Origin of the sequence: Flavobacterium psychraerolatum (assembly GCF_025960985.1) — a bacterium.
In the GTDB taxonomy this organism is placed as follows: domain Bacteria; phylum Bacteroidota; class Bacteroidia; order Flavobacteriales; family Flavobacteriaceae; genus Flavobacterium.
Genome location: NZ_JAOQMX010000016.1, coordinates 1 through 20777 on the forward strand (window position 1 = coordinate 1; position 20777 = coordinate 20777).

Genomic DNA, 20777 nt, shown 5'->3' on the forward strand with positions numbered 1-20777 from the left:
TAAATCTTGGATTAGAACAACCTATTCTTGGGTAAGCGAAAAAAACATTAATCGATACTTTGATGAGTTCTGCTACCGAATTAACCGCTCACAAAACAAAGACACAATATTCAATAATTTAATCAAAAGAATGGTAAAAGCAGATAATATTTGTCAAAAGGAGATCATATGTAACTAACTGCTTACCTCAATAAATAAATTTAAAAGGATTGAGTTTATTTTTAAAACTTCAATACTCTAATAGTCAAAACTACTTTAATTTTTTTATTTTACTATAATTTGATGGCTTTCAGATTTGTCATTTAGGAATAACTTCAAAATATAAATCCCTTTAATTAGTCCATTAACTGAAAACGATGCTTTGTTGTTTATTATTTCAATTTTTGATTTTGATTGTCCCATTAAATCGAAAAGTTCTCCTGAAATAGTCACTCCTTTTTCGGGTTGATTATTCTGGTCTCTCAAATCGATGTTGACAATATCCTCTGTTGGATTTGGATAGACTTTGAAAGTGATTGCTGTTGCAGTAGAATTATTTAATTCAGCAGTTGCTCCACATACATTAATCATATCTTCCATAAAGAAATCCGTTAATCCACAGCTATTAGTCCCTTTAACTTTAAATTCTAACAAACCTGTATAGTTCTTTGGGACATTAAATATAATTCTATTGTTAGCGGCAAAACTAGTTGTTATACCTGTTGTAAAAGTTTGTATTGTATAGGTTTCTGATGGCTGACTATTTCCAATCACATATTTTATATAATGATATTTTGTATCACAGGTTTCTTCTTGGGAACTAGCTCTTGAAATATTAAATGAAGGTTTTCCAATCCATATCTTTTTAGTGCTTGGATTTCCATCAATATTAGCAGTAATTGTTGCTACTCCATTATAAGTCGCATTAATGGGTTTAACCGTGATACTTGTATTATTTGAACTAACTAATAGTAGAGCGTTTGTAGATATGCTCCAATTTACGATAGAACCTGGTAGCAAGTTTGAAACGGTGTAAGTAGAATTTGTAGAAGAGCTGCATAGTACACTATCTCCGCTAATATCTACTAGTAGTGCAACACAATTATTATTGCCAACACCAACTGCATACCAAGATTGACAAGTAGTTGCTACTTCAACAGAATTTGCACCATACAAATCTTTTGCTGCTTGAATTGTCAAATCTCTTGCTTGTGAGTAATTTGTTGTAGAGGTAAAGTAAACACTTTCCGCTCTATATACTATTTTGGCTGCTTTATCTTTTCCAATTCCTGTAACACTATATGCATTTCCTATGTCATTAGTGTCGGTTTTTCCCTCAGATAAAATATAAAACCAATGATTCATTACTCCACTATTTCTATGAACACCACAATAATCGTTTAAATTATTTGGGGTGCAATTTTGGTCATACCAATATGTTCCCCCATATGTTTTAGGTTGATTATAAACATTAGGATTCGACATTGAACGTAAAGCACCACCGCCAATTTTTATTTCTTCTCCAATCAGGTAAGTTTGTTTAGTTGGGTCAGCATAATATTCAATCATTGCTCCCCAAATATCGCTTAATCCTTCATTGATCGCCCCGGATTCTTTTGAGTAAATCAAATTAGCAGTATTAGAACAAACTCCGTGACCTATTTCGTGACCAACAACATCTATAGAAGTTAATGGCGAAAAAGTATAGGTTCCGTCTCCATAAGTCATTCTTTGCCCATCCCAAAAAGCGTTATCATTTGATGGATACCCCATTGCTATTAAATTTGCATGTACATAATTTTTTAGCACAGCGCCACTATTATTGTAACTATTTCTATTGTGTTTTATGAAAAAATAATCATAAGTTTTTTCTGTACCCCAATGAGCATCCAATGCGGCATTATCTTTATTAGCATTATTATATTCCGATGATGTCCAATTATTATCATTATCTGTAAAATCAGTTGCTCCTGCATAATTTGCAGTATTATTCATATTATAAGTTTCAATTCCATTTCCTCTTGAATAGTCTCTTAATTTATATTGACTTCCATTTTGCTGTGTTTCAAAAGTTCTTTGACCACTGTATCTTGTAATTCCAGAACCTTGGATGTGTTTAATTATAGGATCTTTCAGTAACACTTCGCCATTATTTGCATCAATATAAATGTAATCTCTACTAATAGGATATGATGCGTAGATATTGAATTTATATGCTAATACAGGTATTGGATTTTCTCCAAATAAATCTTTTTCAATAATTACAAGCTCTGCTTTTGGGTAATAAGTCGCTTTTTCATTGTTCTCTTCTTTTTTAATAAAGTCTTCATTTTTTTATCTTCCCACATATAGCTTTTCGCTCCAATATTTGCCAGTGCAAAAGTTAAGGCTTGACTTTCCGACAATTTTGTAGTTGTATTAATATTTGATACATCAACGTATTTTCCAACTAATGTTTTTAAATTTCCTTTTTCAGAAACAATACTCTGAACAGCATATTCTACTTTGAGTCCTTTGTAAAATTGTTGGTATTTTTTTGATTCTAAATTGTTTTCGATTTGGGTATTTCTTGCATCCAATCTAAAATCATCATCATTTCTTGAGTCAAATTGTTTTCTTAAAAAATCTTTAACAGATTTGTCATCTGAATTAATTTTAGTTTGATTGAAATTAATATGTTCTGCTTTTCCTCTTAAATTTTTAGAAAAAACTTCACTTTCTTTCACTTGCGAGTAAGCTGAGCAAGTAACCATAAAAATAAGCGTAAGCAATAATTTGTTTTTTTTCATTTTTATAAAATTTTCACCTTTTCATTTTGCACTCGCTGGGCAGAAAAGGATTTATAGGCTTCCACTGTTGCAAAAGACTTACTTTTTAAACTGTTAAATATTCACGACTATTTTAGACGGTTCGTTCGGTAAAATCTCTTGCAACTTGTTTATATGTATCATAAAATCATACAAAGCCACCCAGATTAGGGTAGATAAGTATGACAAACTTCATATTTTTTAATTTATCAAATATACCAAAATATACTTACAAGCAATTCCATTAAATCAATTTTAGGAACGATTTATTGTGTTGATTACGAGTCTGCGTGAGGGATTGAAGTGGAAAGCCTTTTTTGTCCGCTGCGGCGGACAAAAAAGATTGTAACGTAAAGCCCGACCCGCAATCCCGACCTTTCGGGATTGCGGGTCACGCCCAAATACTTTTTATTTTACTTCTTTGATGTTGTTGCTTTGTAGCCAACCTTCGGTGCCATCTGTCAGCTGAATTTTTTTCCAGTTGGAAACGGTTTCTAAGACGTAGACTTTGGTTCCTTCGTGGAGTACGAGGGTGGTGGTGCTTGCTTTTTGTGGTTCGCTGTATACCTCCGCAATGTCGGCAAAAATGATGGCTGGTTTTTCGTTATCAAAATGACTTTTTTCGAATAATGCTGCCGCCACACTGACCACAACACAGAGTAAGAAAACAAACATTCCGTAGAAAAAGGCTCTTTTGGTAAGCGTTAATTGGGAGAAATAATAGCCCAAAAAGCACAACAAAAAGAAGAAGGCAAAGCTCACGCCCATCCATGCCCAGGTGTTGAAATGATAGATCCCTGTGAAATCACGCAGCAATTTGGCAAAACCTACTTTGGGAACGACTTTGATTTCGTCAATGGTTTTCTTTTGGGCAAATTTCAAGTTATTGGTAATATCGGCATCATCGGGATTGAGTACCAATGCTTTTTCGTAATTGTAAATTGCGGGTGCTACTTGGTTCAATTTGTAATAGCAATTTCCCAAGTTATAATACAGTTCTGCCGATTGTTGGTTGCCTTTTAAAACACTTTCATAAGCAGCAGCGGCTTCTTTGTACTTTCCTTTTTGGTACAAGTCATTGCCTTTGTCGAAATTACTTTGCGCAAAGAATAATTGACTGATGAATAAGAGGAATAGGGATAAATAATTTTTCATAGATAGAAGTTTAACCACTAAGACTACAAGGGAAGCACAAAGCTCACGACCTAGGTTCTATTCTTAGTTTTATATTTCAGTTGCTATTATTTTATAATTTGTTTAAAAACACTGTGCACTTAGTGCTTTCTTCGTGCATGTTGTGTTTAGACTTTTCTGCTCATTTGTTTTTCGAGGATTGAGATAATCATTACGGCCTTGTCAAAATCTTCCTGAATGGTAGCGCTTGATGCTGGTGCGTAGCGTGCAAACTCGCAGTTCTCGGTCAGGTTGATGAAGTCGGCTACAACGGTTGGTTCGGCACCTTTGTTCAACAACAGTTCTTGAATATTTTCTTTACTCATTTCGGAGGTTTCGATATGCAATTTGGCTTTCAAGAAATTATGCATGGCTTTTTCTAGCGCCACGTAAAATGGTTCTTTGTTTGCCAGTTGTTTTTTGGCTTCAGATAAATATTTCTTGGCTAGTTTGTTGTTGGCTTTGATTCGGTTTCCAAAAACGTCACTGTCAATGGCTTCTTTTTTCTTTTTGGCCAAGATAATGATTGGCAACAATAGGAATGGCGCAAATAAAAGACCGTAGAACAAATTAGATCCCAAGAAATTGTCTTCGTTTATTGCTGTCAACTCTGTTTTTGTTTTCACATACTTAAACTGACTTTGGGCAATTACCTTTTGTTTGTTGCCACCAATAGAATCTGCTCTAGTGTCTGTTGGACCTTCGAGGACGTCAATCATAATTTCGGGAGAACTGATTGTTTTGTAGCTTTTGGAGCCCAAATCAAAATAACTAAACTGAATGGGTTTAATTGGGTAGCTGCCTTTGTATTGTGGGACTATGCTGTAACTGTCGGACATTGATCCAGTCATTCCAGTCAATGGTGTTTCGATATTATCGGTATGAACAGCATCGTACATTTCGAGTGCATTGGGTACAACTGGTTTGGGTAGGGTGAACAATTTCATGTTTCCTTTTCCAGCTACACTAACCACCAAATCTAAGCTTTCGCCATTTTTTAAACTAGTTTTTGAAGGAGTTACAGTGAAGTTGAACTTCCCTACTGCACCTGTGAAATCTGCTGGTTTTCCTACTTCTGGTAATGCTTTTACAGTGATGGTTTTACTACCTGCAGAAACGCGTTTGTTCCCATTTGTAATTTGCATACGGCCATAGACATCACGACGATTGGATGGTAATTGTACATCCATATCTAGTGATAATGGTTCGATATCTAATTTGCCTGATTTTTGAGGATACAAAATAGTTTTTCGTAACACGACATAGCGGTATTTTTCGCCTTTGAATTGTCCTTCTTCGGCTACTAGTTGCTTGATGTCAATATTTTGACTCCAGAAATTGTTGTACTTTGGTTTGTTGAGTTCTTTCCAATTGGTGATACCAATATTATAACTAAAATATAATTTGTATACGACTGTTATGGGCTCGTTGATGTATGGATTGGTATTTGAAATGTCTGCAACGAGGTAGATGTTATTGTCTGCAGAGACGTTTACATCGTTTGGATCTCCATACTGTTGCTGTTGTTGCTGTTGCTGAACGGCATCGGTAACATTTATTTTTACGGGTGCTGTTTTATATAATTTACCATCATACTCGATTGTGGCCGATTTGATGACAATATTTCCCTTGTGGTTTGGAACCAAATAATAAGAATACATTTTTTCGAAAGAGCTTTTACCGTTGACCCACGATTGACTTACTTGTTGGCTAGGCCCTGCGATTACTTTAAAACCATCAAAATTAGGCTCGTTGAAGTTATCACCGTCAAAATTCATGTAAAAGTCAATGCGCAGTCTCTCGTTTATCCCAAGCGTGTTTTTACTCACTCTGGCTTCAAACTGAATTTGAGCCATGAGTGCTTGAGAAATTAAAAATACTACTAATACTAATCGTTTCATTATTTTATTTAATCGTTTATGCTTGTGGTATTTGATTATAGATACTGTTGAATGTATATGATCAACAAGTATTACTATTTGTTCTTGTTTTGACTATTACCAGTCTTTATCTGTGTCTACAGGTTTTCCTTTTGTTTTATTTGCATTGACTTTTCCTTGAATTTTCTTTTCTTCGTTATTTACGGCATCAAGCAAGTTCTCTAAACGCTGTTTGGAAATCCCACCAGGGTTTGGTTTAGGCTGACCATCGTCTTTTGGATTATCTCCCTTATTTGGGTCCTTTTTGTCTTTATCACCGTCTTTTTTATCCTTGTCTTTATCGCCTTTATCGTCCTTTTTATCTTTATCCTTATCTTTATCTTTATCTTTATTCTTGTCCTTATCCTTATCCTTATCCTTATCCTTATCCTTGTCTTTGTTTTTATCTTTATTATCGTTTTTAGGCGGGTTTTCTTTTAATAATTTTTTTGCCAAGGCATAGTTGTAACGGGTTTCATCATCTGATGGGTCGTTGCGTAAAGCATTTTTATATGCTTCTACTGCTTGAGTATAATCTTTCTCTTTCATGAAAACATTACCCAAATTATGAAATGCTTTGTGTTTTTGACTTCTGGTTTTGGCTTTTTCTATTGCTGCTGCGAAAGCAAATTTAGCTTCTCCAGGTTGATTTTGTTTATAGATCGCGTTTCCTAAATTGTAATTGGCTGCTGCTTTGTTATTGAATTTAGCATTCGAAATTCTATAATCTGCTTCTGCATCAACAAATTTATTGGCTGCATATTCTTCGTTTGCCTTTGGTAATACATCGTCCTTTTGTTGGGCAAAGCCCCCTAGCCCCCAAAGGGGGAACAGAACAAAGCATATTTTATAAACTATTTTCATTTTTTTAGTATTTTATTCCCCCTTTTGGGATTTATGGGGTTTCATTAAATAAATTCAACTTTTTGACCCAACTTGTTTTTCTTTCCAACAAGAAGATATCGGCAAAAAGTAGTACAAAAGCAAACCCTAAAAACCACTGAAATTGTGATTGAAAGTCGGCCATTTGTGTGGCTTCAAATTCGGTTTTCTGAATTTTGTCTAGTGTATTTTTAATATATTCAAGGACTTCTTTGGTATTTGTACCGTTTATATAGCCACCTTTCGTAGCCTTTGCAATGGTTTCAAGACTTACTGGATTTAGTTTAGTCACAACAACCTCGCCGTTTTTGTCTCTTTGGTAGCTTTCGATTACTCCATTACGTTTTAATGGTATAGGAGCTCCCTTCTCTGTTCCGACACCAATTGTGATAATGCGCATTCCTTGTTTGTTGGCTTCTTCAGCAGCAGCTAAGGCTCCATCGGAATGATCTTCACCATCTGAAATCAAGATTAACAATTTACTAGTTTTACTTTTGTCATCAAAATAAGTAGCAGATAATTTTATAGCGTCATCCAAGGATGTTCCTTTGGATGAAACCATATCGGGACTCATGCTTTGCAAAAACATCTTGGCAACACTGTAATCTGTCGTAATGGGTAACACAGGAAATGCGCTACCAGCGTAGGCTACAATTCCGATGCGGTCATTCCCTAATTGACTGATAATTTGGGAAACCAACTGCTTGCTTTTTTCCAAACGACTTGGAGCAATATCTTCGGCTAACATACTTTTGGAAACGTCCATTGCAAAAACGATATCGATTCCTTCTCGTTTTACAGTTTCCATTTTGGTTCCTATTTTTGGATTCACTAAACCCAGAATCAAACCTAGGAGTGCTAAAACCATTACAATCAGTTTCAAAATGGGTTTGAAAACTGATCGATCTGGACTCAGTTGATTAATAGCCTCAAGGGATCCAAATTCTTTCTGCTTTTTTCTTTTCCAATACATATTGAACAAGAAAAGTGCTACCAATAGTGGTAATAGGATAAGTAAGTATAAGTAGTTGCGTTCGTCTAATTCCATTTTGTTTAGTTATCAGTGTCGGTCTTAGTATTCAGTCTCAGTTAAAGTACTGGGGCAGTTAACTGAATAGTATGACTTATATAAAGCTTTTGTAAACCGTGTTTCTTAATCCAACTTCTATCAACAATAATAATCCGGCGAAGAGAACAAAAGCTCTAAATTTTTCGTCATAATCATAGAACTTAAGTTCTTCGATTTCGGTAGTTTCTAGTTTATTGATTTCATCATAGATCTCGGCAAGTTTGCTGTTGCTGGTTGCTCTAAAGTATTTCCCATCGGTCTTTTTGGCAATAGACTGCATTAATTTTTCGTCAATTTCTACCTTCATCATTTGGAATAAAATTTCGCCATTGGGTGCTTGAGCATATGGAAAATCTGCCATCCCATTGGTTCCAATTCCTATCGTGTAGACTTTGATACCGTATTGTTTGGCAATGTCTGCGGCAGTTTCCGGTTCTATAAATCCAGCATTATTGATACCATCCGTTAGCAAAATGATGACTTTACTTTTGGCTTTGCTGTCTTTCAAACGGTTAACGGCTGTTGCCAATCCCATTCCGATTCCAGTTCCGTCTTGGAGTACTTGATCGTATTTGATACTTTTAATCGCTTCGAGTACTACTGCTTTATCACTTGTTACTGGAGTTTTGGTATAGGCTTCAGAAGCATAAACGACAAGTCCTATTCGGTCGTTTGGTCTTTCGGAGGCGAAGTTGGCAGCTACTTCTTTCAAAGCTTCCATTCGGTTGGGTTTTAAATCTTTGGCTAGCATACTACCAGAAACATCGACTGCCATTACAATGTCAATTCCCTTTGTAGTTTTAGTTTTATTGCTAATGTCTACCGTTCTTGGACGTGCCAAAGCAATGATCAATGAGCACAAAGCTAAAATTCGTAATACACCCAAATAAGGTTTAAATTTCACCAACAAAGAGGTTGATCCAGTAAATCCTTTGGTAGAACTTATCTTTAAAGTTGGATTTTGGTGTTTTCTTTTCCAAAATAGCCATGCTATAGCAAATGGAATTAGAAGAAACAGCCAAAAAAATTGGGGGTTTAAAAAAGTTATCTTTTCCATTTGTTATTTGATTTGTTTTAATTCTACTGAGCTTAATACTCGGTCAACTATATCGTTGGCATAATGGTCGCCTTCTTCGTGTAAAATCATGATTTGTTGTAAGCCACCATCTTGACCAAATAAGAGTATTTCGTAAAACATTTTTTGACTTGTGTTTGTAATTCCATCTAGTTTTACAAACGTACCATAAGCTTTTACTCCTTTTACTCCTTCGGCAGTTTCAAAATCTTCTTGCTTGACAATCATATTTTGTGCACCTTGAGACTGAATGGATTCAACAGTAACTTCTACCGCTTTATCCAAATCTGTTTTGGTTTCTTCTTTGTATTTCATGGTAGAAACCATCAAATAAAAGTTATCAGCAAAACTACCATACGCAAAGGATTGCATTTCTTTTATAAGTGCTAATCCGTTTTTTGGTAATGATTTTTTCAAATCAATGCGTTTCAATACTTGAGGTGTTTCGATAAGTACAGGTGGATTTCCGTATTCACTTTTAATCCATTCTCCTTCAAGTAATTCTTTGGTTTCATGTCCAAGAATAGTGTCTTTAACATTTTCGAAACCTCTAGTAGCGATAAAGAAAGTTAGTATGGCTATAAGGATAAAAGCAACCGAAGCAATTGCAATTTGAATGCGTTTTTTGCGTTTTTTGGCAAGTTGTTGTTGAACTTGCTTTTGGCGTTGCATTTCGTTCAATAGCATTTCTTCCTCGTCAGGAACTTCTACCGGAATGGCACTATCTAATACTACAATTGCTTTTTGAATTTTATTACGGTCTTCTGTAATTTCAAACTCCATTGGTTTTGATTTGGCAAATTTCACCAAATCAGCTTGTTTTAATACTCTTTCTAAGTTGTCAATAGTTTCTTGAGACAGCTTCATTTTCTTTTTCAAAGAAGCTGCTTTCAGTCCAGAAATCAATTCAGAAGTCGTACTCTCCATTGCTGGAATATCAATAGCTTCCTCTATATAATTACGAGCGATATTTGTTAGTTCACTATAATATTCTTTGATTTCGCCCTTTTGCCAAAGTTCTTTTTGTTCCAATGAGTTCATTAAAAGTGTAGCCCTTTCAATAGGAGTTTTATAAACCTCTTCTTCGATCTTTTTCTTTTGGTATTTTTTAGTGAACCAATAAACGGCTGCACCTATGGCAGCTAATAGAATAATTCCCAAAAGCCATTTCCACCAATTTCCCATTGGACTTTTAACCGCTACAACATTTTTAATGTCATACATTTTTTGCTTTAAAGTATCGACTTGAACAGGAGCAACTTCAACAGCAATAGAATCTGTCAAGAAGGCCTTATTGTTGATTATCACTTTGATACTTGGAATTACATAGCGTCCTGAATCAAATTGTGTTAAGCCATACCTTTTGATTAACTCGTAACGGTCCTTGTTCTTTACGGTGTCAATAGGGTAGGAGCGAATAACCTCAAGAGCCCCAAAGTTCTTCAGATTTGGAAATTTTACTTTCGATAAGGTGTCAACAGAGGTTTTAAGGGTTAACTTAAACTCTGCTCCAATCTTATTTTTAGTAGTATCTATACTTGTTTCAACGCGTTTTTGTTGACCAAAAACGACGGCTGAAAAAAGGAGAAGGGATATGTAGAATGCGTTTTTCATTGTTTTTTTCAACTTTTATAAGTTTTGGCTCCTGCCTTTCGGGGTGGTTGGGAGGGGATATTACCTCGACTTAAAATATCCCAACAACTTCGTTACATAACTTTCGTCAACTCTAGTATTTACCACGCCCGAACCTGATTTTCTAAAAGTTTCTTTAAAGTAGTTTAATTGGTCACGATAGTGTTTTTCATAATTCATACGAACCATTTTTGAACTTGTGTCCACAATCATATTTTCACCTGTTTCTGCATCGGTCATTTCTACCATTCCTAGGTTTAGCATTTTTTCTTCTCGTACATCATACACACGAATTCCAGTAATATCGTGTTTTTTACCAGCTATTTTCAAGGTGTGTTCGTAGTCTGAAACCATAAAATCGGACATCAAGAAAACGATTGCTTTCTTTTTCTGTGTACTTGATAAGAATTTTAAAGCTTGTGCCAAATCTGTCTTTTGGCTTTTGGGTTGAAATTCGATTAATTCTCGAATGATGCGCAATACATGTGAACGTCCTTTTTTTGGTGGAATATATAATTCAATTTGGTCAGAGAACAATATTAATCCAATTTTATCGTTATTTTGAGTAGCAGAGAAAGCCATTGTTGCCGAAATCTCTGTGATAATATCTTTTTTGAATGCTTTAGTAGAACCAAAACCTTCCGAGCCAGATATATCGACCATCAACATCATGGTTAGTTCTCTTTCTTCTTCAAAAACTTTTACATGCGCTTCGTTGTAGCGTGCCGTAACGTTCCAGTCTATGGCTCGAATATCATCCCCATATTGGTACTGACGTACTTCACTAAAAGTCATTCCACGTCCTTTAAAAGACGTATGGTATTCGCCCGAAAAGATGTGATCACTCAATCTTCGGGTCTTTATCTCTATTTTCCGTACTTTCTTTAAAAGGTCTTTTGTATCCATCTTCTTTAGTTGTCAGTTTCAGGTTATCATTCTCAAGAACAGTAATATAAATACTGTAAACCGAGATTCTTTGCTGTAAACTAAATTTAAGGTACCTCTACTTCGTTTACAATTTTATTGATAATGTCCATTGATGATATGTTTTCTGCTTCCGCTTCATATGTAATTCCAATTCTGTGACGTAATACATCGTGTACTACGGCGCGAACATCTTCTGGAATTACATACCCACGACGTTTGATAAAAGCATAACATTTGGCTGCATTTGCCAAGTTGATACTTCCACGCGGAGAAGAACCAAAACTAATTAATGGTTTCAATTCAGCTAATTTGTATTTTTCTGGGTAACGAGTGGCGAAAACAATATCAAGAATGTATTTCTCTATTTTTTCGTCCATATAAACTTCTCGTACTGCTTCTTGTGCACGAATGATTTGTTCTACAGATACTACTGGGTTTACTTTTTCGTAAGTTCCTTTTAGATTTTGACGAATGATTAAACGCTCTTCATCCATTTTTGGATAATCAATCACTGTTTTTAACATAAAACGATCGACTTGAGCTTCAGGTAATTGGTATGTTCCTTCTTGTTCGACAGGGTTTTGAGTAGCTAAAACTAAGAAAGGTCTTTCTAGTTTGAAAGTAGTGTCACCAATGGTAACTTGTTTCTCTTGCATCGCCTCAAGCAAAGCAGATTGTACTTTGGCAGGTGCACGGTTAATCTCATCTGCAAGTACGAAATTAGCAAAAACAGGTCCTTTTTTTATAGAGAACTCATTGGACTTGATGTTGTAAATCATTGTTCCTACTACATCGGCTGGAAGTAAATCTGGAGTAAATTGGATTCTGCTAAAAGATCCTTGTATTGCTTGTGAGAGCGTATTAATTGCTAATGTTTTTGCTAATCCAGGTACTCCTTCTAGAAGGATATGTCCTTGTCCCAAAAGACCAATAAGCAAACGTTCTACCATGTGCTTTTGTCCTACAATTACTTTATTCATCTCCATTGTAAGAAGGTCTATGAAAGCACTTTCTCTTTCAATTTTTTCATTGATCGCTCTAATGTCTAAAGTCGCAGTATTTTCTTCCATTATCTTTTTATTTAAAACCTTGTGATTAATGCTTTCGTTTTGGTAGTGCAAATTGAATTTTTTTTTAGAGGAAAGATGTTAATAAATGGTTAAAACTTATAGTGAATAACTAAATTTAAGGTTCAATTGTGATACAATTTTTAAATTTTTAAGAACTTTAAATAAAATTCAAAAAAATTAATGATTCTTCCTTTTTTAAGTAACAAAATAACAAATGAATAAAACAGTTTTAATTACAGGAGCAACAAGTGGTATTGGTAAAGCAACAGCCTCATTGTTAGCGCAAAAACAGTACAATATTATTATTTGCGGCAGACGCATGGAAGCTTTGAATGAGCTATATCAAGAGTTGTCAGTGTTAACCACGGTACATATGCTTTGTTTTGACGTTAGTGACAAAGCAATGGTTTTTGAAAAAATAGAATCTTTGCCCTCTGAGTTTTCAACTATAGATGTATTAATTAATAATGCTGGCAATGCCCATGGATTAGATTCGATTCAAGATGGTAATACTGATGATTGGGATAAAATGATTGATAGTAACGTCAAAGGTTTGCTATACGTCTCCAAAGCAATTATTCCTCAAATGGTTGCAAGAAAATTGGGACATATTATACACATTGGCTCTACTGCAGGCAAAGAGGTATATCCTAATGGTAACGTGTATTGTGCGACAAAACATGCGGTTGACGCACTCAATCAAGCCATGCGAATGGATTTGAACCCATTCAATATTCGCGTAGGGGCAATTCACCCTGGCATGGTCGAAACCACCTTTAGCGCTGTGCGTTTTAAAGGAGATGAAGAAAGAGCAGCCAATGTTTATAAAGGGTTTGATGCCTTGCAAGCTGAAGATATTGCAGACATTATTCAATTTGTAATTTCAAGACCCTACCATGTGAACATTGCTGACTTGGTAGTAATGAGTACTGCACAAGCTAGTGCTACCATAGTCAATAGAGAATAATAATTTTAGATGTACAATTAACAACTTTTGTTTTGTTGAAGCGGTACAATCAAAAAACATATCATTTTCATATTGTTGAGTGGATTTGATACATAATTTATTTACGTAAATTTATCAGCATTAACTCGGATTGCAAATGATTAATAAAAGACTCTTGGTGAAAAATTTGCTGGCTCATAATGATGAGAGCAGTTTCTATGATAAAAAACGACAGTTGAATCTTCATACACGAGAGGGGAAGGCAAAGTTCTTAAAGCATATATGCGCACTTTCTAATTCTAATCCAGCCAATAATTCTTACATCGTGGTCGGAGTAGAAGATCAGGATAATGAAATTGTAGGTGATGATTTTTTTGATGACAGTAGAATTCAGAATTTGGTGAATGCTTACCTGGAGAATCCTCCTAAAATACAGTATGAGAATGTGCCTTTCCCTAATTTACCTAAAGACAAAGTAGTGGGTTTGGTTACTATCAAATCCAAAAAAAAGGTTTCCTCCTTCAAGAAAGGAATTTATACAATCGCAGTCGGCAGTGTTTTTATTCGTGTTGGGAGCAACACTACCCCAACAACAGATCCCGTGGAGAAAAATTTTCAAAATACGGAAACAGTTATCGGAATCGAAAATCAATCTCGAAATAATATTCAGCATACCTTAGATAGTGTATTCGATTTTATGGATTTTAGGCACAAGGACATTACACCCAAATACAAAGTATTCAAAGAGTTATTTGTTATCTGTTGGGCCGGAATTCCAAAAGTAGTCCGCAATGCCACCTATTTGTCACGCGTAGATATTGAGTTGATTAATGAGCAAGTCAAGCTTTTTTATTCTGCTCAGGATGTTGTAACAATTACTTACGATGAGGATTCTTTTACTATTATCGAATATGTTCCGTTGGGGTTGAACGATCAAACGAGTTATTATCCCTTAGAACAACAAAAAATCTATTTTTACGAAAATGGGTATTATAAAATCGAAAGTGAATTGTTGTTCCATCCTCCAGAATTCAATAAAAGAATGCTCTATCATATTTATAATTCGAATATCGCCCTGTTAAAAAAATTAGGCAAAAACACTTCGCTATCCAACAGAGAAGAAAAAGATTTAGAAAATATACCCTCTACTTTTATGATTTGTTATCTCAATGGATTTGAAGAGGCTAAAGATCGATTGATAGACGCTAAAGCTTTACTAAAACCTTTCCCTAAAATATACCTATCCTTTAAAGAAGCTTTGCGGGTTTTACGAAAAATGAAGTATAATGTGAAGTAGCTTTCTAAACTTACTACTGTATAGATTACTAGAAAGTACTATAGAAATAATTTTATATAGGTTGTAGTACTTTATGATGATGGTACATTTTGGGTGGTATTATTTTTGATTTTAATAGTTAAATTCAAAGCTCATTGACGTTTCGGAAAATGCATTAAGCAAAATAAAAGAGGAGTTCAATGGTGAAATTTGGTTTTAATCAATCACCATCTCTAGGATATCGCCTTCAATAATCAAAGTTGCTTCTGTAGAACCGATAATATGTTTAACTGAAACTCCTGGAGCTCGTTCTAATAATTTTATTCCGTTTGGAGTGATTTCCATTACGGCGAGTTCGGTTATTATTTTTTTGACACAGTTTACGCCAGTGAGCGGTAAGCTGCATTTTTTTAAAATTTTCGATTCCCCTTTTTTGTTTACGTGCATCATGGCAACGATAATATTTTCTGCCGAAGCCACTAAATCCATTGCTCCCCCCATGCCTTTGACCATTTTTCCTGGGATTTTCCAATTGGCAATATCGCCATTTTCGGACACTTCCATGGCGCCTAGTATAGTTAAGTCAACGTGTTTACCTCGTATCATAGAAAAACTCATGGCCGAATCAAAAAATGAGGCACCCGCTAAGGTAGTTATAGTTTGTTTTCCGGCATTGATGAGGTCTGCATCTTCCTCTCCTTCATATGGGAAAGGCCCCATTCCAAGAACGCCATTTTCACTTTGTATCTCGACGTTTATTCCTTTGGGTATATAATTTGCTACAAGAGTTGGTATCCCGATTCCTAAATTTACAAAATAACCGTCTTTGAGTTCTTGTGCTATTCTTTTTGCTATTCCTATTTTATCTAACATATACTTTTTTTTTAAACGCTATAAGGCAAATAAGTTTTTTTAATTTGAATGTTTATATTTTAAGTTAAAATATAAGCTGCTATCTACTGAATACTATTTGTTTCTTACAGTACGTTGTTCAATGCGTTTTTCATAGTGTTTTCCTTGAAAGATTCGTTGTATAAATATTCCTGGAATATGAATTTGATTAGGGTCTAATGTTCCTGCTTCTACAAGTTCTTCGACTTCAGCAATAGTGATTTTGGCAGCTCCAGCCATACATGGATTAAAATTACGTGCGGTTCCTTTGAATATAAGGTTTCCAGCTGTATCGCCTTTCCAAGCTTTTATAATTGAAAAATCGGCTTCAAAAGCATGTTCTAAAACGTGCATTTTTCCGTTAAAATCTCGAGTTTCTTTGCCTTCGGCGACTTCGGTTCCGTAACCTGCGGGAGTATAAAAAGCGGGAATTCCTGCTTGTGCGGCACGACAACGTTCGGCCAAGGTACCTTGTGGAATTAGTTCTACGTCGAGTTCTCCCGAAAGCATCTGACGCTCAAATTCGGCATTTTCGCCTACGTAAGATGAAATCATTTTTTTGATTTGTCTTTTTTGTAAGAGCAGGCCTAGTCCAAAATCATCGACACCAGCATTGTTGGAAACACAAGTGAGTTGACTAGTTTCTTTTTTAACTAATTCGGCAATAGAATTTTCTGGAATACCGCAAAGACCGAATCCTCCAAGGAGTAGGGTCATGCCATTTTCGATTCCTGCTAGTGCTTCTTGAACAGTATTTACTTTTTTGATAATCATAACGATTGAATTTCTTTGACTTCTTAAAATTAAGGCTTTATTTTTAGAAAGAAAAACAAAATATGTTTTCTTAGGGAAAACAGTTTTAAATAAAAATAGCCTCCTATAAAGTAGGAGGCTATTGAGTAATTTGAATCTTTGTTTTAAAATGAAAACTCGTCTGTATCTTGTATAGTTGCAGTAGAATCTTTTACTTTTTTGGGTACATAGCAATCTATCTTAATAGATAAATTTGGCGGACGATCAAAGTCTGATTTTGAAACTTTTAGTTCGGGATCATTGTAACATAATTTCATAAAATAACCCCATACAGGTAAGGCTGCAGTTGCTCCTTGCCCGTAGGTAATACTTTTGAAACGTGCGGAACGATCCTCGCAGCCTACCCAAACACCGGTTACAAGGTTGGGTACCATTCCCATAAACCAACCATCAGATTGGTTTTGAGTTGTTCCAGTCTTCCCAGCTATTGGATTTGTAAATGAATATGGATATCCTGTCCAACGGTTGGATCCGCCACCACCATATGTAGTTCTTAATCGAGAACCAGAACCCCCTTCGGTAACTCCTTCTAATAATTTAATTACAGCAAATGCAATGTCTTTGTTTAATACATCGTGAGATTCTGGAATTGGCTCATAGATGACAACCCCACTTTTATCTTCGATTCGACTTAAGAATTGTGGTTTATTGTACACCCCTTGGTTGGCGAAGGTACTATAGGCTGCTACCATATCTTCTACAGTAATCTCTACAGCTCCTAAAGCAATTGAAGGTTGTAATGGAATTTGAGATTTTACTCCCAATTTATGCGTTAATTCAACAACAGCCTCAGGACCTACTTTATCCATTAACTTAGCCGAAATGGTATTAATCGAGTTGGCCAACGCTTTTTTAAGCGTTATCATTCCTCTATATTTATTGTCTGAGTTTCTAGGTGTCCAAGATGCCGTCACATGATGGCGACCTACTGGAATAGTGAATGGGGCATCGATAATGGAGTCACAAGGAGACATATTCAACTGCTCGATCGCAGTAGCGTAAACAAAAGGTTTGAAAGTGGATCCTACTTGTCTTGCACCTTGTGCTACGTGATCGTATTGAAAGTACTTGTAGTTAATTCCACCAACCCATGCTTTAATGTTTCCAGTTTGTGGTTCCATTGCCATCAAGCCTGCTTGTAAAAAGTGTTTGTAGTAACGAATGGAATCGATAGGTTTCATGATAGTATCTCTTTCACCTTTCCAAGTGAAAATAGTCATTTTTGCATCTTGGTGAAATGAAGCTTCAATTTCTTCGTCTGTTTTGTCTAGCCCTTTCATTACACTCCAACGGTTGGAAGTCTTCATGGCTTGTTTCAAAATACGGTTAGTTTCAGCTTCAGTTATATTGACAAAAGGGGCATTTTTATTCTTTTTTGACTGAATAAAAAACTCTTCTTGAAGATTTGCCATGTGTGAGTTTACGGCTTCTTCTGCATGTTGTTGCATTCTAGAGTCAATAGTGGTATAGATTTTCAATCCATCTTTGTAGATGTCATAATCTGTTCCATCGGGTTTTTTGTTGTCTGCAACCCATTTCTTCATGTAATCACGAAGGTACTCTCTAAAATAGGTAGCCATACCTTCACGGTGACTTTCCAGTTTAAATTTTAATGTTATTGGAAGTGCTTGATATTTTATTTTTTGTTCTGTGGTAATCATTTTTGCTTTTTCCATCTGAGCCAAAACGACATTACGACGGTTTTTTACTCCTTGTGGATTGCGTACAGGGTTGTATAAGCCAGAATTTTTGAACATCCCTACCAAAATAGCAGATTCGTCTACGGTCAATTGTTTTGGAGACTTGGAGAAATAAGTTTGAGCTGCAGAACTTACACCAACAGAGTAATTTCCAAAATCATATACATTACAGTACATTGCAAGAATTTCATTCTTGGTGTATTGTCTTTCCAAACGGATAGCGATTATCCATTCTTTTGCTTTTTGAACAATTCTAAATGGTAAGAATTTTGATCCTTCTCCATGAAATAATTGTTTTGCCAATTGTTGTGTTAATGTACTTGCACCACCACTAGTACCTAGGCTAGCAATAGCTCTCAAGGTTCCCCTACCATCAATCCCTGAATGTTCATAAAAACGTTCATCTTCTGTAGCAACCAAAGCATCTACAAGATTTTTGGGTAAGTCAGAATATTTTAATTGAGATCTATTTTTTTGAAAATATTTCCCGAGAACAACTCCGTCTGAGGAGATGACCTCCGTTGCTAGGTTGGAATCTGGATTCTCTAAGTCTTCAAAAGAAGGCATTGAACCAAAAATTCCCCATGATGCAAACAGGAAAAATACGGCAATACTACCTAGTCCATAGAAGAAAATTTTCCAAAAAGTTTGAGTGTACTTTTTGAAATCTGTATTGGTGGAATTCTTTTTTTTTGTAGCCATAAATGTTACGATCTATTCTTTTTTTTCTATTCTTAAACCGATATCTGTGACGCCTTCTAGTTGGGTTACTCCTGGTACTTTTCCAGATTCTCTCACAGCTTGTTTAATATTAACTTTGTATTTTCCACGAAAGCGTACGCCTTCTTTGTAAAATAATTTACTCTCTTTGATATCTGTAAACCCATCTCCTAGTAAGCTTCCGTCTGGTGCTGCCATTTCATATTCCAAAGTATCTACTTTGGTATAACCATTCGGTTTTTCTAAGGTGACAATCAAAAATAAATTATTGTAAGGGTAACTATTGTTATCTCTTATATTTATAAATACATCATACTTTTTGGTTGAATCTAGTTCTGGTAAATCAAACGACACAATACTGTCTTTGTTCCATGCACTCCCTACCGATTTGTATTCGTCAAAAACTCTTTTTTTATCACAAGAAAAAAGAAGTATAGCCATTAGAAGCAATAAAAAACTATTTCTTATTCTCATTTTTGGTAATAATTATTGGTTTTCTAGGTTGTGGGTTAGCTTCCGCCTTAGGAGCCGGTTTGTTTGCGTTTGCATTTTTATTATTGTTAGGCTTTTTGTTATTATTTGGCCTAGCTTGTTTTTTCTCTGTTGCTTTAGCGCTTATAATCTTGCTTTCACTAGCTGGTCTTATGATATTTTCAGCAGCTACTTTTTCTCCTGCAGGTTTTGGTTTTCTGCTTGGTTTTTTCTTTTTCTTAGGTTGATCAAAACGAGTAAGACTCTCTTGCCCCATAGCATTGTTGAAGTTTTTTTCTATTTCTTCTACAATTTCGATAGCATAATCTTCCAAAGAAGAAACCTTGATTTTTTGCTTGTTATCTGCAATGATTTCACGCACTTTGTCAATTTTCAATACATGCCAGTTGGCATAATTGCTAGTGTAAGCAAACCACATTAACCCTTTGAAAATATCTTGTTTTTGACAAACAGCATCTCCTTTTTCAGTAACCAAACGGGTATCAAAGTCAGGAAAACCTTTTAAGGCATCCATGTAAGTGTCTAATTCGTAGTTTAAACAACATTTTAATTTACCGCATTGACCAGCCAACTTTTGTGGATTCAATGAAAGTTGTTGGTAACGCGCTGCCGAAGTATTGACACTTCTAAAGTCGGTCAACCAAGTAGAACAACATAATTCTCTTCCACAAGAACCAATTCCACCCAAACGAGCCGCTTCTTGACGGAAACCAACTTGCTTCATTTCGACTCTCGTACTAAATTCTTTTGCAAAATCCTTGATTAGTAATCTAAAGTCGACACGATCATTGGCAGTATAGTAAAAAGTAGCTTTTGATCCATCTCCTTGAAATTCAATATCAGAAATTTTCATTTCTAACTTATGAGAGATCGCTAGTTCACGAGCGCGAACCTTCATTGGCTCTTCTTTGTCTCTAGCGACAGACCAAATATCGATGTCTTTTTGAGATGCTTTTCTGTAAATCTTTGGAACCTCGTTACTAGTAGGACTCACACCTTTTTTCTTCATTTGAACACGAACCAATTCTCCGGTTAAAGTTACAATTCCAATGTCATGACCGGGTGAAGCAACTGTAGCGACAATATCACCAATGCTTAAAGTAAGCTTTTCAGTATTGCGATAAAATTCTTTTCGACCATTTTTAAAACGCACTTCAACACAATCAAACGGAGCTTCACCAGAAGGTAAACTCATGTTTGAAAGCCAATCAAATACCGTTAATTTATTGCAGCTGTCGGTGCCGCAAGTCCCATTATTTTTACAACCCTTTGGTGCACCACCATCAGAAGTTGAACAACTTGTACATGCCATAATTTTATATGTAGTGTTGTGAAAGACACAACTTAAGTTCTTAAAACGTTTAATTCGTAAAGATAGTATTTTTTAAGTGTAAGTTGCAATTGTT

General features: G+C 35.4%; 17 protein-coding genes and 1 pseudogene. 3 read left to right on the forward strand and 15 right to left on the reverse strand.

Going from position 1 to position 20777, the window contains the following annotated elements:
• Window positions 1–178, forward strand: a pseudogene (locus M2326_RS07750) (IS1595 family transposase); the annotation flags it as partial.
• Window positions 179–264: 86 nt separating this feature from the next.
• On the opposite strand, the gene M2326_RS07755 reads toward M2326_RS07750, so the two are convergent.
• From M2326_RS07755 to M2326_RS07800, 10 genes are all read right to left on the reverse strand, one after another.
• Window positions 265–2121 carry a M4 family metallopeptidase gene (locus tag M2326_RS07755; protein WP_264618993.1) on the reverse strand — a complete coding sequence of 619 codons (1857 nt, stop codon included), beginning with the start codon at window positions 2119–2121 and terminating at the stop codon, window positions 265–267.
• A gap of 119 nt (window positions 2122–2240) precedes the next feature.
• The gene (locus M2326_RS07760) at window positions 2241–2768 is read right to left on the reverse strand and encodes a hypothetical protein (protein WP_264618994.1); all 528 of its coding nucleotides are present in this window, start codon (window positions 2766–2768) and stop codon (window positions 2241–2243) included.
• 426 nt (window positions 2769–3194) lie between these two features.
• On the reverse strand, window positions 3195–3941 hold the full coding sequence (locus tag M2326_RS07765) for a tetratricopeptide repeat protein (RefSeq protein WP_264618995.1): 747 nt from the start codon (window positions 3939–3941) through the stop codon (window positions 3195–3197).
• Window positions 3942–4087: 146 nt separating this feature from the next.
• On the reverse strand, window positions 4088–5860 hold the full coding sequence (locus M2326_RS07770) for a BatD family protein (protein WP_264618996.1): 1773 nt from the start codon (window positions 5858–5860) through the stop codon (window positions 4088–4090).
• 96 nt (window positions 5861–5956) lie between these two features.
• Window positions 5957–6742: a tetratricopeptide repeat protein gene (locus M2326_RS07775; protein ID WP_264618997.1), complete on the reverse strand. Its 786-nt coding sequence runs from the start codon at window positions 6740–6742 to the stop codon at window positions 5957–5959.
• Window positions 6743–6773: 31 nt separating this feature from the next.
• A complete protein-coding gene (locus M2326_RS07780; RefSeq protein ID WP_264618998.1) occupies window positions 6774–7808 on the reverse strand; it encodes a VWA domain-containing protein in 1035 nt (344 codons plus the stop codon).
• 76 nt (window positions 7809–7884) lie between these two features.
• Window positions 7885–8886, reverse strand: coding sequence for a vWA domain-containing protein (locus M2326_RS07785; protein ID WP_264618999.1), 1002 nt, complete (start codon window positions 8884–8886; stop codon window positions 7885–7887).
• A gap of 3 nt (window positions 8887–8889) precedes the next feature.
• Window positions 8890–10518, reverse strand: a complete 1629-nt coding sequence (locus M2326_RS07790; protein WP_264619000.1) for a BatD family protein — start codon at window positions 10516–10518, stop codon at window positions 8890–8892.
• Between the two features lie 60 nt (window positions 10519–10578).
• Window positions 10579–11442 carry a DUF58 domain-containing protein gene (locus M2326_RS07795; protein WP_264619001.1) on the reverse strand — a complete coding sequence of 288 codons (864 nt, stop codon included), beginning with the start codon at window positions 11440–11442 and terminating at the stop codon, window positions 10579–10581.
• 86 nt (window positions 11443–11528) lie between these two features.
• Window positions 11529–12533, reverse strand: a complete 1005-nt coding sequence (locus tag M2326_RS07800; protein WP_264619002.1) for an AAA family ATPase — start codon at window positions 12531–12533, stop codon at window positions 11529–11531.
• 214 nt (window positions 12534–12747) lie between these two features.
• Between M2326_RS07800 and M2326_RS07805 the strand changes: the two genes are divergently transcribed.
• A complete protein-coding gene (locus M2326_RS07805; RefSeq protein WP_264619003.1) occupies window positions 12748–13500 on the forward strand; it encodes an SDR family NAD(P)-dependent oxidoreductase in 753 nt (250 codons plus the stop codon).
• Window positions 13501–13636: 136 nt separating this feature from the next.
• Window positions 13637–14776: an ATP-binding protein gene (locus tag M2326_RS07810; protein WP_264619004.1), complete on the forward strand. Its 1140-nt coding sequence runs from the start codon at window positions 13637–13639 to the stop codon at window positions 14774–14776.
• A gap of 195 nt (window positions 14777–14971) precedes the next feature.
• Here the strand turns inward: M2326_RS07810 and M2326_RS07815 are convergent, their stop codons facing one another.
• The 5 genes from M2326_RS07815 to M2326_RS07835 all read right to left on the reverse strand — a co-directional run bounded on the left by M2326_RS07815 (window position 14972) and on the right by M2326_RS07835 (window position 20683).
• The gene (locus M2326_RS07815) at window positions 14972–15628 is read right to left on the reverse strand and encodes a 3-oxoacid CoA-transferase subunit B (protein ID WP_264619005.1); all 657 of its coding nucleotides are present in this window, start codon (window positions 15626–15628) and stop codon (window positions 14972–14974) included.
• Window positions 15629–15721: 93 nt separating this feature from the next.
• Complete coding sequence (locus tag M2326_RS07820) at window positions 15722–16420, reverse strand: CoA transferase subunit A (RefSeq protein WP_264619006.1); 699 nt, start codon at window positions 16418–16420, stop codon at window positions 15722–15724.
• Between the two features lie 143 nt (window positions 16421–16563).
• Entirely contained in the window at window positions 16564–18861 is a 2298-nt protein-coding gene (locus tag M2326_RS07825) for a penicillin-binding protein 1A (protein WP_264619007.1), read from the reverse strand.
• A gap of 12 nt (window positions 18862–18873) precedes the next feature.
• Window positions 18874–19353 carry a gliding motility lipoprotein GldH gene (locus M2326_RS07830; protein WP_264619008.1) on the reverse strand — a complete coding sequence of 160 codons (480 nt, stop codon included), beginning with the start codon at window positions 19351–19353 and terminating at the stop codon, window positions 18874–18876.
• A complete protein-coding gene (locus M2326_RS07835) occupies window positions 19337–20683 on the reverse strand; it encodes a PSP1 domain-containing protein (RefSeq protein WP_264619009.1) in 1347 nt (448 codons plus the stop codon). The genes M2326_RS07830 and M2326_RS07835 overlap by 17 nt, the downstream gene beginning before the upstream one ends.
• Window positions 20684–20777: the final 94 nt, after the last annotated feature.